Raw genomic sequence first — 26,552 nt, 5'->3', positions numbered from 1 at the left:
GGAGAAAACAATGCGAGTATTTTTGTTGTGTTTAGCATTTGTCACATTTGCTAGTTTATCTCAGGAAAAGAGGCAGCCACCAGCGTTGCCTGATTTTCCAGATTATCCGCCAGTAAGTGAAGTAACGGCGCAGACCAATGGCGATGTTTACTTTTCTTCAGTTACCCCTGGAGATTACAAATGGCTTGTCTTAGCGGAACAAAATCTCGCTGAAACTACCGTAAAAGCGCAATTGTTCTTGCCCGAAGGGGCAAGTGCCAGCAATCCAGTTCCTGCAATGGTAATTATTCACGGCAGTGGGGGAATTCTGCCTAGCCGTGAAATTGCCTATGGTCAATGGATGGCTGATCACGGTATTGCTGGTTTAGTGGTTAATTCCTATGGAGCTCGGGGCGTAACTGACGAAACGCCCTATGGGCTGCGAGTGGCCATTGTCAGCGATGCAGATGAAACTGCAGACGCTTACGGTGCGCTAAAATTTCTAAACCAACATCCGGCAATTAATCCCGAAAAAATTGGCTTAATGGGCTTTTCCTATGGCGGAATGGCGACCCGTGCCGCTTTGGACAGTCGAATTCATCAAAATATGGCCGCGAAGGTTTTGCCTTTCGCCTTACATCTAGATTATTACGGCCCATGTCATTTTGATTTACAAACCGCTAAAACTACGGGGGCGCCATTATTTAGCTTACGTGGGGCAGAAGACAAATCAAATGACTTGGAGGCCTGTGCACGTCTTGAGAATCGTTTAAGAGACGCAGGTTCCGCAATTGGCAGTACTATCTTTCCAAGTGCTGGACATGGCTGGGAAATGGCTACACCAAGACAATTCATCGCCACCTTAAATCCAGCACCCTGTAATCAAGTTTTGTTGGAAAACGGTGATTGGCAAATAGAAGGTAAAACAATTACTGTGCCTGATGAACTAAGTCGCCAAGAAAAGTATCTTTTCCGACTCGGCTTATTAGGACAAATGAAACAGTCTTGTATGTCTGAGGGATATATCATGGGACAAGATAAACAAACCCATGGATTATCTAATTTGCTACTTTCCCAATATACCTCAGCCTATTTATTAAATTAATCTCAGCACAATGGAGTTGCTATGAAATCGTTTTCGACTGTAATCTTTGTTTTATGTAGTTTGCTATTGTTGTTTCCAATTAGCAGTCACGCCAATCCACAATCTAGCAACAGCATAAAACGTCTTAGTTCTGAGCAATTTAAACAGTTAAATTTGCCCTTTTCCCAAGCAGTAGAAGCGAATGGGATCTTATATTTATCAGGCGAGTTAGGTGTGATCCCCGGCCAACTTAAACTAGTGGAAGGGGGCGTGGTAGCCGAAACACATCAAGCTCTGCAAAATATTAAGGCAACCTTAGAGAGATTTGGTTCAGGCATGGACAAAGTGATCAAATGCACCTTGTTCTTAGCTGATATTAACGAATGGGGGGATGTCAACAAAGTCTATATTGAGTATTTCAAAGAGTCTCTACCTGCTCGCAGTGCCGTTGCTGGTAGCGGTCTAGGTTTAGGCGGTAGGGTTGAAATTGAATGTATGGCTTTGGCCGCAGACGCATAAAAATCGGAACCGGCGGCTGGTTATTTGACATTTAAGTTTAGCCAGTCGTTGTGTTATTCTCGCCCGCATTCAAACCTGCCAAACAAACATACACTATGATAGAAAGAATCGAAAGCACCCCGCGGATGAGCCGCATTGTTAAACATAACGGCACCATTTACTTATGTGGGCAAGTCTGCAAAGACGCTGAAAAAGATATTACTGAACAAACAACTACTATGTTGGAAAAAGTCGACGAGCTTTTACATAAAGCAGGAAGCGATAAAAATCACATATTGTCAGCAACCATTTATGTCAAAGATATGAGTTACTTTTCTGCGATGAATGCCGTATGGGATGCATGGGTTCCAGAAGGCCACGCACCGGCTCGTGCCTGTGTTGCAGCAAAAATGGCAAGAGAAGCGCTGTTAGTCGAAATATCAGTGGTTGCAGCAGAAAAAAGTTAAGCACAAGTTTTACGCCGCGCGTAATCTATATTTTTGTTAGACTAGCGCGCTATATCGATTATAAATTAGTAAATAATGAAAGATTGTAATCAATGCGGAAAGTGCTGTATTAAATACGGCGGTGGCGATCTTAGCGCGAGTAAAGAAGAAATTGATTTGTGGGAAATATTTAACCCCGAGATATTTGAATACGTTAAGAATAATCAAATATGGTTCGATCCTGAGTCGGGAAACAGATTGAAAACCTGCCCATTCTTGGAAATCGAGCCTCAACAAAACCCGCTTTCCAGCAAAAAGTATAGCTGTAGCATTTACCAAAATAGACCAGAAGATTGTCGCCATTATCCCAGTCTTATTTCAGAAATGATAAGGGATGAATGTGAAATGATTGAAGTTAAAGATTTAACAAATCAAAAGCAGGCGCAAAAGAAACTTGATGTTCTGATGCAAGATAGTCGCCCTGCAAACGGTTAATAAGCTGGCAATCACAAATAGGTGATTGCGCTTAATGAATTCACTCGCTATGTTTGCGCAGAACATGTGTTGCAGTGGCGTTAAGCCTAGCGTTTGTATCTGCAGTTATCCCTAATTACATGCTTAAACCGTTGCCGTGAGCACTGCTCGAATGGGTGCAGGGTAGCCCTCAATCGTTTTTGTATGATCGTTGGGGTCGAGAAAATCAGCTAATGATTGACTGTCCATCCACTCTGTTTTGCGTTGTTCATCTAAACTTGTAGGTCCTACATCAACCACTTTTACATGTTTAAAGCCAACTCGTTGCAACCACACAGTTAGCGCCTTTGTACTGGGCAAAAACCACACATTACGCATTTGCGCATAACGTTCACCGGCCATTAATACGCTGTGCTCATCCCCCTCAACTACCAGCGTTTCTAGGACCAATTGTCCACCAGGTCGCAGTTGCTGTTTCAGTTGTTGTAAAAAATCAATGGGGCTACGTCTATGATATAAAACACCCATAGAGAAAACCGTATCGAAGGCTTTTAAATCAGGGAGTTGTTCTACGCCAATGGGTAACAAATGAATGTTAGGGTTAGGATTAAAATGTTTAATGACCTGAAATTGCATTAAAAACAATTGCGTTGGGTCTATGCCTACAACAAAGTTTGCATCTTCCCCAAGCATCCGCCACATATGGTATCCACTGCCGCAACCAATATCTAATACTGTCCTGCCTGCGAGGGGGGCAATATGGGGCAGCACACGGTCCCACTTCCAGTCTGAACGCCATTCTGTATCAATAAAAATATCATGAATATAAAATGGACCTTTGCGCCAAGGTTTAAACTGTTTTAACAAACCGGTTATTTGGCGTTTGGTGTATTCATCAATATCGTCTGCAGTACCCATTCTAACCGCTTCTTTCAAATCGGTCTGTGACACATTAGTTTGCGGAAGTTTGCTTAGCAATTTTTGCCATTTGGCATAATCACCATGTAACTGCTGCTTTTCCCAAGCCGAAATTTGCGCGGGCAATACTTCTAGCCAATCACTTAATTGAGTCTGTGCAATAAGCGCATAAAATTGTTTAAACCAGTCATGAGCCATACTTATTTAACCACCAACATTGAAGTGAAATTGAAGCAACAAAACCACATCACAAAATTCTTAAAGCCCGCATTGGCCAACCTATTTTGATGGGTAGGTATGGAATCAATTAGCATGACGTTTTCAATTGCAGAGCGTTTTTGACTTATTTCCAATTCGCTGTATCCGTTATTTCGTTTAAATTCGTGATGTAAATCAATCACTAGTTCATTGGCTAAGCTGTTTTCATGACTAATTTTTTCAGACAGCACAAGAACCCCGCCAGGTTTCATCCCAGAGTAGATTTTTTGGATAAGAAAATCTCGTTGATTCGGAGGGATAAACTGCATAGTGAAATTCAGCACAACTACCGAGGCGTTGCTAATCTCAAAATCAAGAATATCATCACAGTATACATTTACAGATATGTCAGATTTAAATGCGTTAAGGTGCAGTAGGCATTTATCTACCATTGCCTGAGAGTTATCAACGGCTATGATTTTACAGTCCGATTGTTTAACACTGCGACGCATGGCTAAACTCGCAGCACCTAACGAACAGCCTAAGTCGTATAGATTACTGTCTTGCTGAGCAAAGCGATTGGCAATTAAACCTATATTATCGATAATGGTGCTGTAACCCGGTACCGAACGTTGGATCATATCTGGAAATACTTGCGCAACTGCTTCATCAAAACAGAAATCGTTTACTTTTGATTTTGGTTGCGAGTATATCGCGTCTTTTTGGCTCATCGTTTTTAACTCACAAACACGATTAAAGAAAATTTTCGGCAATTCTACCTGTGGCGATCGGTGTAAGCAAATCGAGCTAAAACTTTGAATATTTGAATACAACTGTAAAAACTTAGTTTAAACTTATCAAAATATAGACTAAAGTCTAAGCGTAATTTTGACGATATATTAATAATTAAAAATACAAGGGAAGTTTCATGCCAAAATTTCTAATAGCGGATGACCATCCGTTATTCAGAGAAGCATTAAAAGGTGCTTTGACTCCTTTATATGAGGAAGTGCAATTCGTTGAATCAGATGGGCTTGAAACAACGTTAGAGTCAATCCAAGCTTGTTCGGATATTGATATCATACTGCTTGATTTAAGCATGCCAGGCTGTGAAAAATTTTATGGGGTTATTCGTGTTTGTGGAGATTTCCCTGACATCCCTGTGATTGTTATTTCTGCTAGCGATCATCCCAAGATAATCTCTCAGGCCCTTGGTTACGGCGCAAAGGGCTTTGTTTCAAAATCAGCTGCTGTTGCATCCATTGCAGAGGCAATAGATACCGTTCTTGAAGGTGGTACTTGGGTACCTGAAGATTTGAAAAGTAGTATCGATAGCATATCTGGTGAGCAGCAAGAGATCGCATTGATGGTTGCCGAGTTAACCCCAAAGCAGTTTCAGGTGCTGAATTATTTGCAAGAAGGCTTGCTTAACAAACAAATCGCTTATGATATGGATGTGACTGAAGCAACTGTTAAAGCGCACACTAGTGCCATATTTAAGAAGTTGAAAGTTAACACCAGAACGCAAGCTGTATTGTTAGTTGAAAAGTTGCAGTCTAATATTTAGATATTCCGAAAACTCAAATTTAACTAATTTTTCAAGGTCTTTTTGATGATAGATTATGCTTTGCCATTAGTTGATTTGCATCGGCATTTAGATGGTAATATTCAACCCCATACAATATGGGAACTTGCCCAAAAACATCATATTCAATTACCTGCTAACACGTTGCAAGAAGTGGAACAGTTAACCCAGATTAATGATAAAACCAGTGATCTGTTGGCTTTTCTGGCAAAACTTGATGTGGGTGTGTCAGTTTTGGCTGACTATGATGCTTGTTATAAAGTGGCATATGAGAATATGCGAGATGCTAAGAATAGTCGCTTAGATTACGTTGAATTGCGCTTTTCTCCTTACTACATGGCTAAATCTCACGATTTGAATATGGTTGAGCTGATTGCCGCTGTTATTGATGGGGTCAGAGCCGGCGAAAAAGACTTTGCTGTGAAAGCCAATTTAATTGGCATATTGAGTCGCACCTTTGGTGCACAAACTTGTATGCAAGAACTTGATGCTTTATTGGCTTACCAAGACGACCTAGTTGCACTAGATTTAGCTGGCGATGAATTGGGTTATCCTGCTGAATTATTTATGGATCATTTTGTAAAGGCCAGAGATGCAGACTGGCACATTACCGTCCACGCCGGAGAAGCAGATGGTCCACAAAGTATTTGGAATGCGATATACAAGCTAGGCGCTTCTCGGATTGGTCATGGTGTTACTGCTGTGCAAGATGAAAAGCTGTTGGCGTATATGGCAGATAATAAAATTGCGATTGAGTCTTGCCCAACATCGAACTATCAAACCGCTACTGTAAAAAATTTAAAAAAACATCCGATGGCGACATTTTTAAAGCACAATGTTTTAGTCACTTTAAACACTGATGATCCTGCCGTTTCAAATATTGATATTGCCCATGAATACCAGATTGCGCATGAAGTTTTAGGGATATCAGAGCAGCAATTAAAAACCATCCAACTGAATGGGGTTAAAGCTGCTTTTTTAAGTGACGATGAGAAAAAAGCATTGTTAAATAAAGGCGTATAAGGGGCAGAGCATTCCGCTTAGCGTTAGCTTAAACCCAAGGTTGCGAATAACACAATTCAACAGTAGTAAAATCCCTAAGGTTTGGCATCTGCTAAAACAATCCTAGTTTTATGGCAACTAATGATAGGTTGCCCATGAAAATTTGCATGTAAAATATGACAGGTCCAAGCCTTCTATGAAATCAATTCTATTGTTAAACATCCTCGTTTTTATTGGGTTAATCAGCGGGTGCGCGTCGCAACCAAAGGTTTATATTTACGGCAAATACCTCGATAAACAACAAACTAATGAACTCAATGAAGCGTTAACGGCACGCAATTTTTTAGTTGAGTTTAATGATTTCGATTTTCCCACCTCGATTACCCAAAATACCATCTTGTATTCATTATTATTAGAGGATGCTGAAACATTAACGGTTGCACAAAACATATTTGAACAATTAGATATAGCTGTCGATAATGTGCAAGGTTTGACGAAAGGGAACCATTGGTACACGAAAAACTCGCTAGCTTTATTTGTATTTCCAGCTGAAACAAATCTTCATAGCGGTGTATTTAAGCAAGATCTTGCACAAACTTATCAGCTTGAAGTAAACGAAGATTGCCAATTGAAGGCTGATTTAGAATTGAAGCCCAATGGCAAATACCGTTTTATTATCGATAATCCCGCTACACAGCTTAACAAATATTTACAGGGCGATTGGCTTTATCGGCAATATCCATATTTAGAACTTCGTCCTGATAAGGAACCTTATAGTTCAGGGTATTTTCAGATTTCTAAAATCTCAGAGCAGGATCAGATCAGTAAAATTGATTTTATCCGTTTAACGGCTATTGAGTCTAAAGTTGTTCCTGCTGGTTGCACGCTAGAATTCGGCCTCCGCTATTAACCATTAGCAATGGGGGAGTTTTAATCTGGTTAATTTGTTAGCGCGAGGATGAACGCAGGTTTGTAGGTTTTAAGCTGACAAAAAAAATCCCACTTAGTAAGTAGGATTTTTAGTTCTAGGCATATTTTCTAGTTCTAGACGGTCTATCCCTATTCAGTTCTAGACAGTCTATTCCTTTTCAGTTCTAGACAGTTTTTCTAGTTGCTAAAAAGTGCTTTAGCTTGCCTTGCTGCGGGGCTTTCTTTTAGGTTTGAGTAGGGTTTTATCAGCCATTAGCTCTTCAGGTGCAAAATCGTCAACGTTGATAGTATCTAATCTGCCTTGTTCAGCCCGTGCCATTAATTCAGACTCTTCTTCGGTTAGCACGCCCAATTCCAATCCTTTTTTGCCTACTTCATTTAGCTGCGTAAATGGATAGCGCTCATCTGCAGCTTTACACACTTTGTCATACAGTGGTTCAGCGGCTAAAATGTCATCTAAAATTTGCTCCAATTTACCCATAGGATTGCCTTCGTCACGACCGAGGTATTGGCCTTCAGCTAGACGATTACGGGCCTCACCTGGGGTTTGTAAAAGGGTGGCAATTTTATGATCCAATTCATCACCAGGTTTGGTGAAACTCTTACCAAACGGCATAATAATCGCCCGCAAGAAATAACCTAAAACTTTATTGGGGAAATTATGCAATAACTCATCAATAGCCGTTTCCAATGAATAAAGGCTGTCTTGCATTGCGCGGTGTAACAGCACTAAGTCTTCTTTTTGACGACCTTGGTCATCAAACTTTTTAAGGGTAGCTGATGCTAAGTAAAGATAGCTTAGAATATCCCCTAAGCGCGCTGAAAGCCTTTCTTTGCGTTTTAACTCACCGCCAAGAACAGCCATTGCAACATCTGATAATAATGCCATATTGGCACTGTAGCGCTTCATTGCTTTGTAGTATTTACTGGTTTCATCATCAAAAGGCGCATCGGCTGTGATTGCTCCTGTTAACGAATACCACCAACTTCTGAAGAAGTTACTCATTGCAAAACCAATATGACCAAACACTGCATGATCAAATTCTGCTAAGGCTTCACTTTCATCTTCTTTACCTGCGGCATACATTTCTTTTAACACAAATGGATGACAGCGTATTGCGCCTTGCCCATAAATCATCATGTTACGGGTCAAAATGTTTGCACCTTCAACGGTAATTGAAATAGGTGTTCCTTGATAAGCTCTACCCAAATAATTATTTGGACCAAGCATTATGCCTTTGCCGCCGTGAACATCCATGGAATCGTTTACTACTGAACGGATATTTTCGGTTAAGTGATACTTACAAATCGCTGAAATGACAGAGGGTTTTTCGCCTAAATCGACACCTTTTGTGGATAGAGTTGTTACAGCATCCATCATATATGCGTTTGAGCCGATACGACCAAGCATTTCTTCGATGCCCTCCATTTTACCCACAGGAATTTTGAATTGGCGACGAATTCGCGCGTAAGCGCCCGTTGCTAGGGCAATTGATTTTGTAGCACCGGCAGCTGTTGAGGGCAGGGTGATACAACGTCCCACCGATAAACACTCAACCAACATACGCCAGCCTTGGCCAGCCATTTCTGCACCACCAATTATATAGTCTAGTGGAACGAAGATGTCGGTGCCTTTCAAAGGCCCATTTTGGAATGGGATATTTAAAGGAAAGTGTCGATTACCAATTTCTAACCCCTTTGTATCGCGCGGGATTAAGGCACAGGTAATTCCTAAATCTGACTCACCACCCAACAGACCTTCTGGATCTGTCATCTTGAAAGCTAAGCCAATTACGGTGGCGACGGGAGCTAAGGTAATATAGCGTTTATCAAAGGTAAGCTTCATACCAATGATTTCTTCGCCTTGCCAAGTGCCTTTGCACACTACACCAGTATCTGGAATAGCGCCTGCATCTGAGCCTGCTTCTCTACCGGTTAACGCAAAACAAGGTATTTCTTCCCCAGTAGCGAGACGCGGTAAGTAGTGATCTTGTTGTTCAGTGGTACCATAGTGTTGTAACAGTTCGCCAGGACCTAAAGAGTTGGGTACACCAACGGTAGTAGCCAAAACCGCATTACAACCTGATAACTTTTGTAATACTCTGGATTGCGCATAGGCGGAAAATTCCAAACCACCGTATTTCTTTTTGATGATCATGGCGAAGAATTTGTTGTCTTTAAGAAACTGCCAAGTTTCAGGCGATAAATCGGCCCGAGTATGGTGCACTTCCCAGTCATCAACCATACGACAGGCTTCTTCAACAGGCCCATCTAAAAATGCTTGCTCTTCCGCACTTAAAACTGCTTTTGGAATGGCATGCAATTTTCTCCAATCAGGATTACCACTGAAGATTTCACCGTCCCACCAAACAGTACCGGCATCAATTGCTTCTTTTTCAGTAGTGGACATTTCCGGCATGATTTTACGATACATATCGAGCATTGGCTGTGTCATGTATTGCTTTCTAACAGATTCCATATTCAACGGAATCGCAATGCCTAAAAACACTAACCAAGTGAAAAAGCCAACATATCCAAAGGTAGTTGCAAGTAGCAACACTAAGCCAACAATTACACAGGCGTTAAGTAACCTCAATCGGAGAAAACTGACTACGCCTACAGCACCGATAACGGTGACTAACCACAATATAATATTCATTCTAAAGACCTTTTTCTGACCAAGAAGTAAAAATATGCCTGTTTTTGATGGAGATCAAATGCATTCATCTTATAGCTAATTATAAGCATGGCTATATTACTGATGTTTTCAAGGCTAATTTGCTATTTAGAGGGTTTCCTTGAGTGAAAAATAAGCATTCAAAAGTAATTGAATGCTATTTATCACGTTTCTTGTACGTTATTGCTAAGGAAATGGATGTTAGTTACTTGCCGCAGCTGTTATAAAAGCAGAAAGCTGGATGTCGCCTTGTTCTTCGCCATCCTTAAATTGCTTCAATCTCACTAATTGATAGCCGAGTGATGGCGCAAACCATGCGTAGGTTTCGCGAGTGGAATTAGGACGGACTATTTTAACTTTAACACCTTCTAGTAAACCATAAGGAAGAGAAAGCTGCTCAGTTGACATCACAACTAAATTGTATTGTTTTAATTCGCCGCGATAGTTCAGCAGATTGTACTGTAATTCTTTTTTACCGGCAGCAAGCTGCAGTTGTATGTCTAACCGGTAAAGTTGGTTATCGAATTCATCATGCCACTGTACGCTGGATTCATTATTGATTTTGATGGAGTTTTTTTGCCGATCAAATTGAGCGACTAAACTTTTGTCAGAACCGAAACCGGTGCGTTCGTAACTGTATTTGAAGGGAATAATGTTATCGTCATTAAAGCTAAATAAACTCACTTCTGTGCGTTTATCGGATAAAAAGAACATTGAAACCTTAGACTGATAAGATAAACGAAAACGTTGACGACCAAGAGACTCAAGTTTTAAGTTTGCGGTACCTAGTTCTTTACCAAAACGAAATGCTTTGTAATGGGCATCAAATTCGGTTAATTCGGCAGCGTGTACGCTAGCACCCAAGTTGAGGCAGAATAATACTATTCCCCATAACAAGCATTTAATCAGTCGCATATCCGTTTTGTGGAAGTTCCTGTCCATCTAATACTGCCTTATTGTTGATCATCAGTAATCGCTGCTTACAAAACCAGTCTACAACAAGTGGATATATATTTCGCTCTTGTTGCTGGACCCTTTCGGCTAATTCAGCAGCTGTATCATGCTCAAAAACTGGTACTTTGGATTGAATAATCACAGGACCACCATCAAGTTCTGGTGTCACGAAGTGCACGGATGCACCATGTTCCAAGTCTTTTGCATCAATGGCTTTTTGATGGGTATTTAAACCTTTGTATTTAGGTAACAAAGAAGGGTGGATATTGATCATCCTGCCACTGAAGCTAGTTACAAATTGTTCGGTTAAAATACGCATAAAGCCAGCGAGTACCACTAAGTCAGGTGAGTATTTATCTATTGCTGCTTTTAAAGCTTGGTCATATTCAACACGGCTGTCAAACTCTCGGTGATTAACACAAAGTGCATCGATTCCGGCATTTTCTGCTCGTTGTAAGCCAAACGCAGAGGGTTCATTGGAAATAACCGCTGTGACTTTTGCTAAATCAGTTTTGTCACTGAAATAGTCGATAATGGCCTGTAAATTAGAACCATTACCGGAGACTAATACAACGATTGATTTTGCTGAACGACTCAATTAAACAATCTCAACTTGTTCTTGTTGCTCACCGCATTCAGCGATTTCACCTAGTACCCAAGCATTTTCGCCCAGTTCATTTAGGTAATTTACCGCTGCTTGCGCTTCTGCTTGTGGTAATACAATCATCAGACCAACACCACAGTTAAAAGTTCGGAACATTTCGTGGTCGGTGATATTTCCATTTTCTTGAAGCCAATCAAAAATGGCAGGTCTTGTCCAACTGTTGCGCTGAACTACTGCTTTTGCATTGTCGGGTAATACCCGAGGAATGTTTTCCCAGAAACCACCACCGGTGATATGAGAAATAGCATGAACACTGTGCTTTTCTAACAAAGCTAAGACAGATTTAACGTAAATCCGTGTGGGTTCGAGCAAGTGATCAGCAATAGTACTGTCTGCAAAGGGGGTTTCTGGATCTGTACCACTGACTTCCAGTACTTTTCTGACTAAAGAATAGCCATTTGAATGAGGACCTGAAGAGGCAAGGGCAATGATTGCATCGCCAGGAGCAACTTTACTACCGTCGATTACTTCATCGGCTTCAACAACACCTACACAAAAGCCAGCCACATCGTAATCGTTACCGTGGTACATGCCAGGCATTTCAGCGGTTTCGCCACCAATCAGTGCACAGCCAGATAATTCGCAACCTGCACCTATGCCGCTGACCACTTCGGTAGCCGTATCTACATCAAGCTTACCGGTTGCGTAATAGTCTAAAAAGAATAATGGCTCTGCACCTTGAACAATCAAATCGTTAACGCACATAGCAACCAAATCGATGCCGATACCAAAATGACGTTTAAGATCCATCGCTAGTCTTAATTTGGTACCTACACCATCGGTGCCTGATACGAGTAAAGGAGAACGATACTTTTGAGGAATTGAGCACAATGCACCGAAACCTCCCAAGCCGCCTTTCACTTCTGGGCGGTGAGTTTTTTTGGTCACGGACTTGATTCGTTCTACCAGTTGATTTCCTGCATCAATATCGACGCCTGCGTCTTTATAGCTCAGAGATGGGTTAGAATCGCTCACAATATTCCTCAGTAAAAAATTTTTGCGGATTTTATCAGTATGACAAAAGAAAAGGTACTGTAAATCGAGGTATTTTCTATCTAGACAGTAAACATCGTCAATCAAGAGGTTATTTTTATCTGATAAATATTGCCAAATCGCTTGAAAAACGTACGGTAAAGGCAAACAAGCTTTAAACAAATGGTGAAATTTTAATTTAGATCTATGACAATACCGCTTTGAATTTTCAAGAGTGTTTAATACTAATGCGTTGTCTGCTGTTTTTAACATTGTTAATGGTCGCCCAACTTAATTGGGTAAACGCCGCTGTTGTCGAGGGTTTGTACAATGCGTCTGTTGTGGTTTCAGACCAATCTACGAATGCGCAGAAAAAGGCGGTTAAGCAGGCCCTAGCAGAAGTATTGGTTAAAGTTAGCGGCAATCGCGCGTTATTAAATGATCAAGAAATTAAATCGTATTTAAACAATGCACAAAATATTTTGTTGTCGTACGCTTATGAATCAACACCTGAAGGTTTACTTTATAAAGCTGAATTTGATGTCAATAAAGTGGAAAGTGTTCTACGTTCAACAGGATTTTCCATTTGGGGTAAGCATCGACCGCAAACACTTGCATGGATAGCGATTGAAGAAAAAGGCACGAATTCCCGTAAATTATTGACAGACAGCATTCATCAAAACTTGATAGAGATGGCAAAAGAAACAGCTCAACGTCGGGGAATAGAAGTTGCTTTTCCGGTGATGGATTTAACGGATATCCAACAGGTAAGTGTTTACGATGTTTGGTCGAGCTATACCCAAAATTTAGTCCAAGCCAGTGAGCGTTATGACACCGAATATGTGATGTCAGGGCGTTTATTCTATCGCGATGAGCAGCCCGTTGTTAATCAGTTTGAAGGTGATCCTGAAATACAACCAGAACCTAAAAAACTCGACGTTTGGGTTCTCGAATGGATAATAACTCGGCGGGGAGCATTTGATTCTGGTGAAGTGGAAGCTAGTTCCCCTGAACTTGCAATGCAAAAAGCGATTGATATGGTGGCCGATGAGCTAGCTGCTAAATATGCTATTGAAGCTGTGGCTGGGAACTCGGTTGAAAACAAAACGGAAATTGTAATCGGCAATATTTCATCTCTAACTACTTATATGGAAGTTCTCAACTTTTTAAACAACTTATCAGTGGTTATCGACGTTAGATTGATTGAACAGCAAGGTAGTTTCTCTACTTTTGAGTTAGAGTTATTTGGTGCCAAAGAAAATCTTGACGAAGCGTTTAGGTTAGACAACAGAATGCAAAGTCCAATGGATGATTTTAGCCAACCTGTAGTCAATAAACCCTATTTTTGGAGACCTTAATTTGGTTGGCGATCAGTTACCAAAACAAATTTCTTTAGATGTTGATTTGCCTGACGAACAGACATTCGACTCTTTGGTCGTTGGCAGTAATTCGTTAATTTATCAACATTGCGGTTTGCTTGTTGAACAAAACGACTCCACTGAATTGCCTTTTCTGACCTATATTTCAGGGGCTGCGGGTACGGGGAAAAGTCATTTGTTAGTGGCGATGTCACACAATGCAGCACAACAACAAAAATCCCACTTTTATTTGGCATTAGATGCCTCTCTTCGCTATCCCCATACTATTTTAGATGGAATGGAAAACATTCAGTTGTTGTGCATAGATAACATTCAACATATTCAGCACAGTGAAGATTGGCAAAGAGCGTTGTTCGATTTAATTAATCGTATTCGTGAAACCCAACACTGTAAACTTGTGGTGAGCTGTGATCGTGGACCTAAACAACTGCAATTTGAGTTAGCTGATTTGGTCTCACGTTTGGCTTGGGGAATTAGCTTTAGTTTAGCGCCACTAGACGACCAAGATGCGTGCGAAGCCTTAAATATTAAGGCCAAGCAGCGCGGGATCAGTATCTCCCGTGAATCACTGCAATTTCTGATCAGTCATGCTAAACGAGATATGCATAGCCTTGTCGCTGCCCTAGATGAATTGCAGTTTCAAGGCATTCAAGAAAAACGTAAAATTAGTATTCCCTTCATTAAACAAGTGCTTGAACTTTAATTGTTCAGTTTATCTTGGCCAATTAGCAACTAAATCATTAATCACTTTTAAACCACTAACCACTTCTCTGTAAACATCAAATGCTAAGCGGTTTATTTTCCGAATGTGGCTTTTTCTTTAGCCATTTCATCTTTCAATTTTGGAATGCTTAATCCTAATTCTTTACCTCTAAGACGTGCATAAAAGCTGCAACCAATAAACATTCCAACACTTAAAACAATCTCGATTAACGCATAATAACGTTCATTTTCTACTGCGTAAAAGCTGGTGAGGCCATGCATGATATAAAACATGACAATAAAATTGGCCCACGCATGGGTATAAGGTTTGCCCCTTAAAATCCCCGACATTGGTAACAACAATGGGATGGTCCAAACAAAGGTTAGAAAAATTTCAAATTGTTCACTTCTGCCTGTGGGGTTCGCCAACAGGAGGTGCCAGATTGGAACCCATATTAACAACAATAGGTAACTTACTAAGGCTAATTTTCGATAAATACTGGTTGGAATTTTCATTTTTGTCCTAGTTTTTGCGCTAACATGGCAAGTCGTTTTCCCTGTGCAATGCACAGTGATTGTTCGTCTTGACTTAATATCGATTTGTTTTGCAAACTAACGTGGGTCACGCCATAGGGGGTTCCGCCGGTTACGGTGGAATGTAACTCGGGTTCAGAATAGGGCAGACCACTTATTAGCATGCCGTGATGCAATAACGGGATCATCATGGTTAATAATGTAGACTCTTGCCCACCGTGCATACTGCTAGAGGAGGTGAACACACATCCTGGCTTACCATTTAGATTGGCTGACAACCACAATGAAGAGGTTGAGTCCCAAAAGTGTTTCATCGCACTACTCATATTGCCAAAACGAGTCGGGCTGCCGAGAGCTAAACCACTGCAGTTCGCAAGTTCGTCCAAGCTCACATAAGGATCACCTGATTCAGGGACGGCCTGCTGGCTAAAATCTATGCCTGTGGCTACCTTAGGCACAGTGCGCACTATCACATCAGCGCCTTGCATCTGAGCACCTAAGGCTATTTTATTGGCTAAATTTCGGGTAGCGCCATGCAGGCTATAATACAAAACTAAAATGGGACCCACTAGAGAATTTCCAGCACAGCTTCTGGTGGGCGTCCGATTTTAGCTTGTGTGTTATTCACTACAATAGGACGCTCAATAAGCTTAGGGTAGGTGGCCATTGCCGCGATTAACTGGGCTTTGGTAACACTGTCTTCACCGAGATTATTATCCGTGTAGTCTTTTTCTTTCACGCGCATCATTTTTCGTGGATCATCGATATTCAATTGCTCCATGAGTTGTTCGATTTGCGAAACCGTTAATGGCGTCTTTAAATATTCAATTATTTCCGGCTGAAAACCTTTTTCGGTTAACAACTCTAATGTTTGACGACTCTTGCTACAGCGAGGATTATGATAAATTCGTAAGTTTTGCATAATATGATTACTTTTCATTGCCAATTAAATTGCAGTATTCTAAAGGTTAATGCACAACGGCAACAAATGTTATTTGGATTTGTTCGAATAATTTCATGTTGAGACGAATTAGAAGTATAGGGTAGCGCAAAGTTTATGTTTAAAAAGTTAATCTTCGTGAGTTGCGGTTTAGCTGCGGCTATAGCTGGTTTTTACTTGTCGTTGAGCCTCAAATCTGATTTTACTACTGTGGAAGGGCAAAGTTACCAATGGCAAGATTTTAAAGGACAGTATTTAGTCGTGAATTATTTTGCAGAATGGTGCGCCCCTTGCCTGAAAGAGCTCCCTGAATTAAATCAGTTTGAATCTTTTGCGAAGGAGCAACCCGATGTGTCGTTGCTGGCGGTTAACTTTGATAATTTAGGTGATCCTGAGTTACAAGAGTTAAAACAGAAGTATCAAATTGATTTTAGGGTTATATCCGGATTGCCAGAAAATGCCGTTTTTCATAAGCCGAATTCCCTACCTACTACCTTTATTATTGGCCCTGACGGTGCACTAATTAAGCAGCTACAAGGTGAACAAAATAATGCTAGTTTACAGAATATTATCACTCAACTGCGTCAGCGACACAGCTTAGCGTCAAGTTAAAGGGCTTTAATCTTGTCTATTTGCTCTCTAATTTGATCGATTCTGGCTCTAATTCGTTGTTTCTCTAATTGTCGGTCACCGGCAAAATTATATGCACTGTGCAGCTCATCTATGGCTCTAGGATAAGCTCCAACTAATGCAAATACTTCCGCTTTACTTTGATGCATCTCTAGCATCTGACGATTTTCAAGGTAAGCATCTGTGAGTAACTGCAGGGCCAACAGATTATTCGGATTAACCAATAAGAAGTCTTTTAATAAGCTAGTAGCTCGTTTGATATCACCTTTTTTAACCAGTATATTGGCTAAATTCAATGCAATCACACTGTTATGAGGGGTGTGTTTTGCCTGTTCTGATAGCATCGCAATAGCAGGTTCATAATCCTTTTGCGCGATAGATAAGTCGGCGGCAATATCCAAGTAGAAAAGATTATCTGGATCGCTCTGAATCAGTTGCTGCACGATATTCTGCGCTTCGGCATATTGTTCATTTTCAAAATACGACAATGCTAATCCATACAAGGCGGATTGTTTGAACACATACTTTTGCTTATCAATGATGTCTTTGAAACCAGTAATATTGTCTTTCGGATTTCCATAATAGCGAGCCACGATTCTGGCTTTGGCTAAATGAAAACTGAGTCTTTCGGGAACCTGTCTAACGTTATATGAACTGGCTCTACTGCGGGCATCTGCAATACGAGATTGAGGCAATGGGTGAGTCATCAAATAAGCGAATGGAGTGGATTGAAGGCGATACTTTTCCGCTAACTTTCCAAAAAATGTGGCTGCCGCATTGGGATCGTAACCACTTTGTGCGAGCACTTGAATGCCAATTCGGTCAGCTTCGCGCTCGTTAGAACGTGTATAGTTAATCGACGCTTGTTGGGCAGCGGCGTTGGTTGCACTTAATGCTGCCATGCCCGCTTCAGGGTTTGCTAAGGCCAACAATACACTACCAAATATTGAGGCTAACTGAAGGGGAGAGGATTTTTGTTGAGACTGCATCTTACGAGCAATATGACGTTGGGTAACGTGGGCAATTTCGTGGGCTAGTACTGATGCCAATTCACTTTCGTTGTCTGAATTGAAAATTAACCCAGTGTGTACACCTATGTGACCACCAAAAAATGCAAATGCATTGATATCGGCACTATTAATTAGAAAAAATTTGAACGGAAATTTTACGTTATCAGCTTGCACAACCAAACGGTTTCCCAAATCTTGCAGGTATTCGTCTAATAAGGGATCGCTCAACAGCGGAGCTTGACCTCGAAGTTGGCGCATTAATATGTCACCAATTTGGATTTCTTTGTCAATGCTGATGGCATCCGACGCCACCACACCTATTTCAGGTAAAGCGTTACGTTGGTGTTGGTCGCTTACCTGCGCTATCGCTGAAGTTGATGAAAAAGCGAAGACTGCAGAAGCTACTGCTATAAAAAGACTCTTGGTCATATTTTTCAAACTAACTTCTCTCAAATTTTTCTATCCACTCTAAATGTATGGGTTAATGCGTCTGTTTGAAACAGCTATAGGCAAATAAGTTCAGTTTTTTACGTCAATATTGTGTAAATCTATCGGTAATATATCATTACACTATGTATATAGGAGCAGATATCTTAAATTCTAATTTCACTTAAATTTAATTATTAATCGTGCAAATATAGTGTAAATTATTATGCAGTTATAAAACGAACCTCACAGCAAGTTGCATTACAGTCATTGTAGTGTTCAGGAAACAACCCCACAGAAGTAAAAATAGGCAGGAAATCACATGTTTGAGATGTTAGATCGCTGGTATAAGCGTAAGTTTTCGGATCCGGATTCTCTTATGCTGTTAATGCTATTGATCTTTGTATCGGTATTGTTCGCAATTTGGGGCGATATTTTGATGCCAGTCATTGTTGCAGCTGTTATTGCATATTTACTTGATTGGCCTTTGATGCAGTTAATGAAGTTGGGATTAAGCCGGGTCTATGCCACCGTGATTATTGTGTTGGTGTTTATTGCGGTTTGTATTTTAACCTTTATTGGTTTAGTGCCCGTTATTACTCAACAAAGTGTGAATTTGATTAAGGAAACCCCGCAAATCTGGAATAAAGGTCAAGAGTGGCTGTTAACTTTGCCGGATCTGTACCCCAATTTCATCCAAATTTATCATATTCAAAATGTGTTGCAGGAGATCAATCAAAAGATTGTACAAGTTGGTGAAACACTTATTTCAGCTTCATTTAGCTCGTTGGCAGATTTAGGCGCAATTTTAATCTATTTGATTTTGGTGCCGTTGATGTTGTTCTTTATGCTCAAAGATAAGGACGTATTGATTGCGAATCTGCTGCGGATATTGCCAAACGAGCGACGTTTGATCAAACAAGTGAGCTCAGAAATGAACTTGCAAATTGCCAATTATATTCGTGGAAAAGTAATTGAAATTATCATTGTTGGTGCGGTTTCATCGGTGACATTTGCGTTTATGGATTTACGCTATGCTGTGCTGTTAGGGGTGTTAGTTGGATTTTCTGTGTTAATCCCATACATAGGTGCGGCAGTGGTTACTTTGCCCATCGCCATAGTGGCGTTATTTCAATGGGGTATTACTCCCGACTTTTGGTATCTAATGATTGCCTATGGCATCATTCAAGCGTTAGATGGCAATGTGTTAGTGCCGATCTTATTTTCAGAAGCGGTCAGTTTACATCCTATATATATTATCGTTGCCGTACTGTTTTTCGGTGGTCTGTGGGGCTTTTGGGGCGTGTTTTTTGCGATTCCCTTGGCAACACTGGTTAAAGCGGTGATAAATGCGTGGTCACCCAGTGTAACCTATACCCCTGAAAGCGGAACTTAAGGTAGGCTTTAAACACACAAAAGGGAGCTAATATGCTCCCTTTTTCGTGTTTAGTGTTTGTGCGTATTAGTTGTTGCTTAAATAGTCTAAAACGACTTGGTGGTGGTCTTTGGTTTTGAATTTATCAAATACATGGGAGACAACACCTTGGGGGTCGATCAAAAACGAGATGCGGTGGATACCGTCGTATTCTTTACCCATAAACTTTTTTGGTCCCCACACGCCAAACTGATCTGCCACAGCATGATCTTCGTCTGACAATAATGTGAAGTTTAGTTGTTCTTTGTCGGCAAATTTAGGCAAACGTTTTTGTGCATCTGGGCTAATGCCTAAGGTAACCACATTAAGTTTGTCTAATTGTGCTTTTGAATCTCGTAAACCTTGTGCTTGCACAGTGCAGCCTGGGGTCATTGCTTTCGGGTAAAAATACACTAAAACATTTTTACCTTTAAAATCGGCTAATGAGACGGGGTTATCATTTTGGTCTTGTAAGGTAAATAGCGGGGCTTTGTCGCCAGCTTTAAGTCGATTCATGGAAAAATCCTAATCAGTTGAGTTATGTTTAACAATCTATTGGCATCTACGAATTTATCAATTTGTCCAAATTAATGGTTTTCGCTGATTTTGCCTTGCAAATTTAAGCTATCCAGTAGCTCATTGAATTGTTTAGTGAGCCCGACCATATCACCTTCAAGAGGCATACTAGCTACAAATTTAACTTTCATCTTTTCTTTTTGGCTATCTTGGTCGGTAAAAGTGTGTTGACGCAATGCACTAATAGCAGCATCGAAACTGGTTAACAGGGTTGAAACCTTATGAATCACGCCAGGTATATCGTCGCCGCTGATTTGCACGTCGATGAGATGCTCCAAGTTTTGCTTACTGTGGCGCTTTGTACGTTTCATCATAGACAGGAGATCATGGCTCTGGCAGGTTTGTGGTATTTTCAGCTCAGCCTTGGTGATTTCTAATTGCGAACCTTCCAGAATCATAGTTAAGGAAAAGTCTTCGCCATAAATAGCTTGCCGACTATCCAATATATTGCAACCTGTGGCGCTAACGGTATTGGAAATTTCACTTAAAATTCCCACATTATTGCCGCCCATAATGGTAACGATGAGTTGTTGTTTCATTAATTAAAATTAATTCAAAGTAAAAACGATGGGCGCATTATAAAGGAATTTTTAAGCTATTAAAAAACAACTATTTAAGTTTATTGATAAGGAACTAATTTAGCAGCAGAAAATCCAACCCTGCGAATCTTGTCGGTAAACAAAATAGGGCATTACTATTTTATTGATTATGTGCTTGTTTTTAGCGGGCTTGATCATTACCATTAGGCGCTCATTTTTGTGGAGAAAACATGTTTAAAGGTAGTTTTGTAGCGCTTGTGACCCCGATGGACCAAAACGGGGACGTAGATTATGTTGGCCTTAAAAAGCTAGTTGAGTTTCATATTGAAAATGGTACTCATGGTTTAGTGTCTGTAGGCACAACTGGCGAATCAGCAACTTTACCCTTTGAAGAACACATCGAAGTGGTGAAAAAGACGGTTGAATATGCAAATAATGCTATCCCAGTAATTGCGGGCAGTGGTGCGAATTCTACCTCTGAGGCTATTTTCTTAAGTAAACAGTTGGCCAATACCGGTATCGCCGGTTTTTTGAGTGTGGTGCCTTATTACAATAAACCACAACAAAAAGGCATGGTTGCGCATTTCGAAGCTATAGCGGATGCCACCGATTTACCGGTTCTGCTATATAATGTGCCGGGCAGGACGGTCGCGGATATGCTTCCTGAAACGGTTGCGATATTAGCAAAACACAAAAATATCGTAGGTTTAAAAGATGCGACTGGCGATATGCAACGTTTAAAAGAAACCCAAGCTGTAGTACCTGAAGACTTTTTGTTACTTAGCGGTGACGACTTAAGTAGTTGTGAATTTTTATGCAACGGTGGTCACGGTGTGATTTCAGTAACGGCCAATATAGTGCCGGCGGAAATGGCTAAAATGTGTGAATCTGCGGCAGCTCAAGATTTTGAACAAGCAAAAAGAATTAATCAATCGGTTGCAGCCTTACACGAGGCGTTATTCATAGAGCCCAACCCAGTGTTGCCTAAGTGGGCTTTATACAAAATGGGCTTGATAGACAGTGCTTTTTTACGATTACCATTAATTCTTCCGGAACTCCAATCCAAAAAAGATATCGAAGAAGTCATGCGTGCAACAGGCATTCACATTAATGGTTAGAAAATACACTAAGGAAAAAAGCATGGCTCGATTGACAATGTTAGCAGTATGTCTAGGTGTAGGCGCGTTAAGCGGTTGCACTAGCCTTGAGGAAAGGCAACGTGCCAATGGTAATTATGACTACGTAGAAGCTGAAGAAAAAGTACCGTATAAAGTACCCAGTGACGTAGATACGCCCTATTTAAAGAGTGATTATGACATACCTCCAATAGGAGAAAATGCCCCTAAAGAGTTGGTTGGAGATAAAGTTACGGTGACATCACCTTCTTTGGTTTTGCCTCTAGTGTCTGGCTCACATGTAGAAGAAGGTTTAAAAGAAGCGACGGTTTGGTTTGATCAAATTGATGATTCAGAAGCCTTAGATACTACGATTTGGAATTCGGTTATCAGCTTTTTAGATGATCGGGATATCGGTGTCGTGAATTTTGACAAAGAAGCACAAATATTAGTAACCGATTGGATGATTATTGAGCCTGATAAAGATAATGGCTGGTTTAATTGGACGACGACAGAGCGGAGTATTGGTCGACGCTTTGAATTCAACCTTGATATTAAACCTCATGGTCGAACGGCAAAACTGAAAGTACAATTACGTGATTACCTAGAAACCATTGGTGATGATGTTATTGCCGATATCAATTTCGAACAATCTCGCCGTAACGAAGTAGAAATATTAAACCAAGTTATTAGTCATTACGAAAAGCAAGTGCGCTTGGAAGATGTAAAGAGAATTCGTCAAATTCGTAGTGGGTTTGGTCTGGAAATGGGATTCAACCCAGATGGCAATCCTGCTTATGTAGTTGATGGTCAATATGATTTGGTTTGGCCCCGTCTATTGTTAGTGCTCCGTAAACTGGGCTTTAACGTGAAAGATTTAGATAAATCGACTGGGTTGCTGTTTGTAAATTACGGTGGAGCTGAGAGTTCTTGGTGGGATAACTTATTCTCTAAGAGTGATGGTCAGCTTGATTTAGAAAAAACCGACTACCGTATCCAAGTTAAGAAACAAGGTCCGAAAACGTCATTTACCTTATTGAGTGAAGAAAGCGAACCCTTTGAAGTCAAAAAAGTGACTGATTTGTTCCCTGCGTTTAAAGAAGCGATGGGCACAGAGAACTTAGATATTTAATCGAAACAACTAGCATTTAATTGGAATTTGCAACAAATGAGTTTAGCCAACACGGTTTTAGCGGTAAATGATGACTTACCGATTCGAACCCATGCTCCCGTTCATAGCGGAAAGGTTCGCTCGGTATATTGGTTAACTGAACAAGACAGTCGTCGGCTGATTCAGCAACACAATTATGATGTGGCAGAAGACACGCCTTTAGCAGTGATGGTTATCAGTGACCGTATTTCTGCGTTTGATTGTGTCTGGCGCGCTGAAGGTGGTTTAGACGGGGTACCTGGCAAAGGTGCAGCGTTAAATGCGATATCTAATCATTGGTTTGATTTATTTAAACAACAGGGTCTAGCAGACAGCCACATTCTTGATGTTCCTCATCCACTGGTTTGGATAGTACAGAAAGCCAAACCAGTTCTAATTGAAGCAATTGGACGACAGTACATCACCGGCTCTATGTGGCGAGCATATAGTAAAGGTGACCGTGACTTTTGTGGTATCAAATTACCTGAAGGTCTTGAAAAAGATAGTAAATTACCTGAATTGCTTATCACGCCGTCAACGAAAGGTGTTCTCAAAGGGATACCAGGTGTACAAGAAGCAGATGATGCCAACATAACAAGGCAGTCTATTGTTGAGCATTTTACACGTTTTAATTTTAAACAATTAAGCGATGTGGATTTGTACGAAAAGCTGTTAAAGCAAGGTTTTGATGTTATCTCTTCGGCGTTGGCTGAAATTGATCAAATATTTGTTGATACAAAATTCGAGTTTGGTTATGTCAAAGACAGACAAGGTAACGACAAGCTAATATACATGGATGAAGTGGGGACTCCCGATTCGTCACGTATTTGGGATGGTCCTGCATATCGCAATTCACAGGTAATTGAGAATTCTAAAGAGGGCTTTAGACAAATGCTATTGCAGTATTTTCCTGAGCCTGACATTTTGCTTAACAAAGACAGAATGACCGAGCGGTTCGCGTTAGCGCAAAATAATCTACTTCCGCAACAAGCGCTTATGGATTTATCTCAAACCTACGTGAATATAGCTGAAAAAATTACCGGTAAGCAATTACACCTTAGCGATAATCCTAAACAAGAAATTATTGACGTGCTCAAAGACAACTACGGGTTGGTTGATTAATTTAACCAGTCCGATAGCTCAACTCAAAAAAAGTTAGTAGCGCAAAACAAGCATTAACGTGAGTCAAGTTTAGGCTTTTGCAGGGGGGAATATGTCGAATAACTATCATTTTTATCAGCCCAAAGATGGTCATCCGTTAAAACATGATCCATTCAATGCCATTATCGCTCCAAGACCAATTGGTTGGATATCTACAGTCAATCAAGATGGTTCTGCTAACCTAGCGCCATATAGCTTTTTTAACGCATTTAATTACACACCACCGATTATCGGTTTTTCTAGCATCGGTTATAAAGACAGTGCAAGAAATGCGCAACGCAGCGGTGAATTTTGTTGGAATTTGGTTAGCGCTACGTTAGCCGAAGAAATGAACCAAACGAGTGCTATGGTTGATGGCGATGAGTTTGAATTGGCAGGTTTACAAAAGCGAAAATCAACTATTATCAGCCCCCCACACGTAGCCAAATCACCAGTGGTTATGGAATGTAAAACGACACAGGTTATTCAATTAAAAACCGCAGATAACAGCCTCTGTGAGACCTTTTTAGTTTTAGGGGAAGTCGTTGCGGTGCATATTGAAAAGTCGGCAATTGTCGATGGTGTTTACCAAACCGCCTTTAATCAACCCATTATGCGCGGCGGTGGGGTAGGAGACTATTTTTCAGTAGATGAAGCACAAAAATTTGAAATGTTAAGACCTAAATAACTCATTCGAATAAAATGCTAACTCGCTATTTGTTGTTTTTGGATTTCCTCAAACCACATTAACGCTTCATCTTTATTGCTGAAATATTGAATATTTTGATGTTTGAAAGATTTGACTCTGTGCCTAGCGATTTGTGCGATAATCTTGTTTTCTATGAGTAAGGCTTTGCCTATCATATTACGGGTATTTAACCACTGATTAAACTCATCAATAATAGTGTAAGCCTCAGGAGTTGCACCTTCTAACTGCAGCATATCTGCAAAGATTAGAAAATCTTTATTGCCAAACTGTTCAAGCAACTCTCGCGCCTCCTGTGCAAGATGGGTTGTAGTTGCAGCATTAAACATTCCCACGAAACGCATAAATGCAATGTTGCCGTCGATATACAGGTTGTAAGAACCATAAGGCGTTTTCATAATCATTTTCCTCTTGATTAAGTTTGCATAGCCCAGGTTGCAAACGGGTTAAATTATTCCTTGAATAGGTGAATAATAGTCAAGTTGACGATAAAATAAACATAAATAATGCCAATTTAGCCTAAAGTATAAGGCGCATAAAATGCTGTTTTTGCTGGTTTGGTGCGCTTGAAAGTAAGCTGAATCTGAAGTAAATCGGTTTAGTGTTTATAAGCGTGTTTTTTGATAGAGAGAGGTTGCTTAGGTTTGCAATTATCTAATTTGGAATGTCTATTTTATCTGTTTAATCCACTTCACAGCTTCGTTAAAATCATGGAAATATCTTAAGTTCTGTTTTTTTAATTCAGGTACTCTTTCAGACACTATTTTTCCCACAACGTCGTTTGAAACTACGATCGCTTTGGCTGCCAAATTTTGGGTATTCACCCATTGATTAAATTTATCGATCATTTCATATCCCTCAGGAGTAAGGCCCTCCATAGCGCGAATATCGATAAGATTACAAAAGGGTTTACCATCAAATTGGCTAATCATTTTTCTCGTTTCACTCAAATATGCCTGAGCTGTACTGCCACTAAACATACCGGTAAACGTTTGATAAACAACGTTGCCTTCAACACGAAATTGATAAGATCCAAGAGGCGTTTTCATTGAAGCCGTTCACCACCCAATTAATTAATATGACTCGTTTTTAGAGGGGACTCACTATCACCTGATCTAAATATGACATAAGCGTTTAATTTGAGAAAGTATAAAGGGAATTATTTTTCACTGCGAAGAAAAATCATTGTATTGCTTTGCCGAAGCATCAATTTTACTTATTAAGTGAAAACAACGTTAAAAATCATCCTCAACTGGAAAACAATCCATCTCAATAATGGATTAATTACAAAATAGTGCTTTTTCCAGATAACAGCGGATTTCAAGAAAATTTCCAGATTCCAATCAAATATCATTATTTAGTTTGCCTATATTTTTATACTGTACAGGGAGTTACCTACTATGCTAAAAAAGTAACAATAAATAATTAAGGAAAATTTCGGTGTTATTTCAAGGAATTTTTCTAACTAAGAATATTGTTAGGTAACCAATGAGATTTTTGTGTTTTACATTAGTGTTAAGTGCATCTTCATGGGCTGTAGATTTTAGGCCAATCGAGTCGGCTGGGCTGGGACACTCAAGTTGTAAGATGTATGAAGAAAACAAAAACAACCCTGAGTTTCAATTTGCCTATAAAAATTGGTGGGCTGGGTATTTGACTGGGTTAGATATTGAGTTTGCTGATGGCAAGTCTCCTGAGTTAGTTGGTGAAGAGGCGACCAATTTTATCCTATCTATTTCATCTTATTGTTTTCATAAACCTCAAAACACAATGAAGGAAGCAGTTGACGCTTATATAAACGAACAGACAGCGGCTGGTTATGCAAGGTTACCTAACAAGTGAATAATGTCGTTCGTAAACTCACTGGGACAAATACTCGCTGGCCTGCGGCCAAAGCACTCGCATTTGCC

30 protein-coding genes are annotated in these 26,552 nt (G+C 40.3%); 16 read left to right on the top strand and 14 right to left on the bottom strand.

The window, feature by feature from the left end; all coding sequences use genetic code 11:
- Window positions 1-10: 10 nt before the first annotated feature.
- The 4 genes from ABWV72_RS04475 (at window position 11) to ABWV72_RS04460 (ending at window position 2,502) form a co-directional block, all read left to right on the top strand.
- On the top strand, window positions 11-1,084 hold the full coding sequence (locus tag ABWV72_RS04475) for a dienelactone hydrolase family protein (protein ID WP_353368971.1): 1,074 nt from the start codon (window positions 11-13) through the stop codon (window positions 1,082-1,084).
- Window positions 1,085-1,105: 21 nt separating this feature from the next.
- Window positions 1,106-1,582: a Rid family detoxifying hydrolase gene (locus ABWV72_RS04470; protein WP_216047462.1), complete on the top strand. Its 477-nt coding sequence runs from the start codon at window positions 1,106-1,108 to the stop codon at window positions 1,580-1,582.
- A gap of 95 nt (window positions 1,583-1,677) precedes the next feature.
- The gene (locus tag ABWV72_RS04465) at window positions 1,678-2,028 is read left to right on the top strand and encodes a RidA family protein (RefSeq protein ID WP_216047461.1); all 351 of its coding nucleotides are present in this window, start codon (window positions 1,678-1,680) and stop codon (window positions 2,026-2,028) included.
- 75 nt (window positions 2,029-2,103) lie between these two features.
- Entirely contained in the window at window positions 2,104-2,502 is a 399-nt protein-coding gene (locus ABWV72_RS04460) for a YkgJ family cysteine cluster protein (protein ID WP_342804473.1), read from the top strand.
- A 123-nt stretch (window positions 2,503-2,625) separates the two neighbouring features.
- Here ABWV72_RS04460 and cmoB read toward each other — a convergent pair whose 3' ends face one another.
- Both cmoB and cmoA read right to left on the bottom strand, forming a co-directional pair.
- On the bottom strand, window positions 2,626-3,597 hold the full coding sequence (gene cmoB / locus ABWV72_RS04455) for a tRNA 5-methoxyuridine(34)/uridine 5-oxyacetic acid(34) synthase CmoB (protein ID WP_216047459.1): 972 nt from the start codon (window positions 3,595-3,597) through the stop codon (window positions 2,626-2,628).
- A 2-nt stretch (window positions 3,598-3,599) separates the two neighbouring features.
- Entirely contained in the window at window positions 3,600-4,328 is a 729-nt protein-coding gene (cmoA, locus tag ABWV72_RS04450; RefSeq protein ID WP_353368967.1) for a carboxy-S-adenosyl-L-methionine synthase CmoA, read from the bottom strand.
- A 197-nt stretch (window positions 4,329-4,525) separates the two neighbouring features.
- On the opposite strand from cmoA, the gene ABWV72_RS04445 reads away from it, so the two are divergent.
- From ABWV72_RS04445 to ABWV72_RS04435, 3 genes are all read left to right on the top strand, one after another.
- Complete coding sequence (locus tag ABWV72_RS04445; RefSeq protein ID WP_216047457.1) at window positions 4,526-5,164, top strand: response regulator transcription factor; 639 nt, start codon at window positions 4,526-4,528, stop codon at window positions 5,162-5,164.
- Between the two features lie 45 nt (window positions 5,165-5,209).
- Window positions 5,210-6,205, top strand: coding sequence for an adenosine deaminase (gene add, locus ABWV72_RS04440; RefSeq protein WP_342804471.1), 996 nt, complete (start codon window positions 5,210-5,212; stop codon window positions 6,203-6,205).
- A 142-nt stretch (window positions 6,206-6,347) separates the two neighbouring features.
- A complete protein-coding gene (locus tag ABWV72_RS04435) occupies window positions 6,348-7,094 on the top strand; it encodes a hypothetical protein (RefSeq protein ID WP_216047455.1) in 747 nt (248 codons plus the stop codon).
- Between the two features lie 216 nt (window positions 7,095-7,310).
- Here ABWV72_RS04435 and fadE read toward each other — a convergent pair whose 3' ends face one another.
- The 4 genes from fadE to purM all read right to left on the bottom strand — a co-directional run bounded on the left by fadE (window position 7,311) and on the right by purM (window position 12,384).
- Window positions 7,311-9,773: an acyl-CoA dehydrogenase FadE gene (fadE, locus tag ABWV72_RS04430; RefSeq protein WP_353368964.1), complete on the bottom strand. Its 2,463-nt coding sequence runs from the start codon at window positions 9,771-9,773 to the stop codon at window positions 7,311-7,313.
- Window positions 9,774-9,992: 219 nt separating this feature from the next.
- Complete coding sequence (locus ABWV72_RS04425; RefSeq protein ID WP_353368962.1) at window positions 9,993-10,733, bottom strand: DUF3108 domain-containing protein; 741 nt, start codon at window positions 10,731-10,733, stop codon at window positions 9,993-9,995.
- Window positions 10,693-11,343, bottom strand: coding sequence for a phosphoribosylglycinamide formyltransferase (gene purN / locus ABWV72_RS04420; protein ID WP_342804469.1), 651 nt, complete (start codon window positions 11,341-11,343; stop codon window positions 10,693-10,695). Before purN ends, ABWV72_RS04425 begins: the two co-directional genes overlap by 41 nt.
- Window positions 11,344-12,384 carry a phosphoribosylformylglycinamidine cyclo-ligase gene (gene purM, locus ABWV72_RS04415; protein WP_342804468.1) on the bottom strand — a complete coding sequence of 347 codons (1,041 nt, stop codon included), beginning with the start codon at window positions 12,382-12,384 and terminating at the stop codon, window positions 11,344-11,346.
- A 245-nt stretch (window positions 12,385-12,629) separates the two neighbouring features.
- On the opposite strand from purM, the gene ABWV72_RS04410 reads away from it, so the two are divergent.
- Together ABWV72_RS04410 and hda are read left to right on the top strand one after the other, a co-directional pair.
- Window positions 12,630-13,739, top strand: coding sequence for a DUF2066 domain-containing protein (locus ABWV72_RS04410; RefSeq protein ID WP_342804467.1), 1,110 nt, complete (start codon window positions 12,630-12,632; stop codon window positions 13,737-13,739).
- Between the two features lies 1 nt (window position 13,740).
- On the top strand, window positions 13,741-14,463 hold the full coding sequence (gene hda / locus ABWV72_RS04405) for a DnaA regulatory inactivator Hda (protein WP_216047450.1): 723 nt from the start codon (window positions 13,741-13,743) through the stop codon (window positions 14,461-14,463).
- A 92-nt stretch (window positions 14,464-14,555) separates the two neighbouring features.
- Here the strand turns inward: hda and ABWV72_RS04400 are convergent, their stop codons facing one another.
- From ABWV72_RS04400 to arsC, 3 genes are read right to left on the bottom strand one after another with little or no spacing between them, the layout of a single operon-like run.
- Window positions 14,556-14,978: a DUF2069 domain-containing protein gene (locus tag ABWV72_RS04400; protein ID WP_216047449.1), complete on the bottom strand. Its 423-nt coding sequence runs from the start codon at window positions 14,976-14,978 to the stop codon at window positions 14,556-14,558.
- The gene (gene wrbA / locus ABWV72_RS04395) at window positions 14,975-15,565 is read right to left on the bottom strand and encodes an NAD(P)H:quinone oxidoreductase (protein ID WP_216047448.1); all 591 of its coding nucleotides are present in this window, start codon (window positions 15,563-15,565) and stop codon (window positions 14,975-14,977) included. Before wrbA ends, ABWV72_RS04400 begins: the two co-directional genes overlap by 4 nt.
- Entirely contained in the window at window positions 15,565-15,918 is a 354-nt protein-coding gene (gene arsC, locus ABWV72_RS04390) for an arsenate reductase (glutaredoxin) (RefSeq protein WP_353368958.1), read from the bottom strand. Before arsC ends, wrbA begins: the two co-directional genes overlap by 1 nt.
- A 135-nt stretch (window positions 15,919-16,053) precedes the next feature.
- Between arsC and ABWV72_RS04385 the strand changes: the two genes are divergently transcribed.
- Window positions 16,054-16,548 carry a TlpA family protein disulfide reductase gene (locus ABWV72_RS04385; protein ID WP_216047446.1) on the top strand — a complete coding sequence of 165 codons (495 nt, stop codon included), beginning with the start codon at window positions 16,054-16,056 and terminating at the stop codon, window positions 16,546-16,548.
- On the opposite strand, the gene bepA is transcribed toward ABWV72_RS04385, so the two are convergent.
- A complete protein-coding gene (gene bepA, locus ABWV72_RS04380) occupies window positions 16,545-18,005 on the bottom strand; it encodes a beta-barrel assembly-enhancing protease (RefSeq protein ID WP_216047527.1) in 1,461 nt (486 codons plus the stop codon). The genes ABWV72_RS04385 and bepA overlap by 4 nt on opposite strands.
- Before the next feature lie 319 nt (window positions 18,006-18,324).
- Here bepA and ABWV72_RS04375 point away from each other — a divergent pair, with 319 nt between their 5' ends.
- The gene (locus tag ABWV72_RS04375; protein ID WP_216047445.1) at window positions 18,325-19,398 is read left to right on the top strand and encodes an AI-2E family transporter; all 1,074 of its coding nucleotides are present in this window, start codon (window positions 18,325-18,327) and stop codon (window positions 19,396-19,398) included.
- A gap of 66 nt (window positions 19,399-19,464) precedes the next feature.
- On the opposite strand, the gene bcp is transcribed toward ABWV72_RS04375, so the two are convergent.
- Together bcp and ABWV72_RS04365 are read right to left on the bottom strand one after the other, a co-directional pair.
- Entirely contained in the window at window positions 19,465-19,932 is a 468-nt protein-coding gene (bcp, locus tag ABWV72_RS04370; RefSeq protein ID WP_216047444.1) for a thioredoxin-dependent thiol peroxidase, read from the bottom strand.
- A 71-nt stretch (window positions 19,933-20,003) separates the two neighbouring features.
- Window positions 20,004-20,531, bottom strand: a complete 528-nt coding sequence (locus ABWV72_RS04365) for a glycine cleavage system transcriptional repressor (protein WP_216047443.1) — start codon at window positions 20,529-20,531, stop codon at window positions 20,004-20,006.
- A 230-nt stretch (window positions 20,532-20,761) separates the two neighbouring features.
- On the opposite strand from ABWV72_RS04365, the gene dapA reads away from it, so the two are divergent.
- The 4 genes from dapA (at window position 20,762) to ABWV72_RS04345 (ending at window position 24,624) form a co-directional block, all read left to right on the top strand.
- Window positions 20,762-21,649, top strand: coding sequence for a 4-hydroxy-tetrahydrodipicolinate synthase (gene dapA / locus ABWV72_RS04360; RefSeq protein WP_353368955.1), 888 nt, complete (start codon window positions 20,762-20,764; stop codon window positions 21,647-21,649).
- 22 nt (window positions 21,650-21,671) lie between these two features.
- A complete protein-coding gene (gene bamC, locus ABWV72_RS04355; RefSeq protein ID WP_303500934.1) occupies window positions 21,672-22,778 on the top strand; it encodes an NlpB/DapX family lipoprotein in 1,107 nt (368 codons plus the stop codon).
- Between the two features lie 36 nt (window positions 22,779-22,814).
- Window positions 22,815-23,918, top strand: a complete 1,104-nt coding sequence (locus tag ABWV72_RS04350) for a phosphoribosylaminoimidazolesuccinocarboxamide synthase (RefSeq protein ID WP_303500933.1) — start codon at window positions 22,815-22,817, stop codon at window positions 23,916-23,918.
- A 91-nt stretch (window positions 23,919-24,009) separates the two neighbouring features.
- On the top strand, window positions 24,010-24,624 hold the full coding sequence (locus ABWV72_RS04345; RefSeq protein ID WP_216047439.1) for a flavin reductase family protein: 615 nt from the start codon (window positions 24,010-24,012) through the stop codon (window positions 24,622-24,624).
- 17 nt (window positions 24,625-24,641) lie between these two features.
- On the opposite strand, the gene ABWV72_RS04340 is transcribed toward ABWV72_RS04345, so the two are convergent.
- Complete coding sequence (locus tag ABWV72_RS04340; protein ID WP_216047438.1) at window positions 24,642-25,040, bottom strand: hypothetical protein; 399 nt, start codon at window positions 25,038-25,040, stop codon at window positions 24,642-24,644.
- A gap of 270 nt (window positions 25,041-25,310) precedes the next feature.
- Complete coding sequence (locus ABWV72_RS04335; protein WP_216047437.1) at window positions 25,311-25,691, bottom strand: hypothetical protein; 381 nt, start codon at window positions 25,689-25,691, stop codon at window positions 25,311-25,313.
- Window positions 25,692-26,130: 439 nt separating this feature from the next.
- On the opposite strand from ABWV72_RS04335, the gene ABWV72_RS04330 reads away from it, so the two are divergent.
- Window positions 26,131-26,484: a hypothetical protein gene (locus tag ABWV72_RS04330; RefSeq protein WP_353368951.1), complete on the top strand. Its 354-nt coding sequence runs from the start codon at window positions 26,131-26,133 to the stop codon at window positions 26,482-26,484.
- The last annotated feature ends 68 nt before the right edge of the window (window positions 26,485-26,552 follow it).

It is taken from the genome of Aliiglaciecola sp. NS0011-25, assembly GCF_040370605.1.
Classification (GTDB): Bacteria; Pseudomonadota; Gammaproteobacteria; order Enterobacterales; family Alteromonadaceae; genus Aliiglaciecola; species Aliiglaciecola lipolytica_A.
Note: the sequence above shows the minus strand (reverse complement) of the source record. Positions and strands in the feature narration are given on the sequence as shown.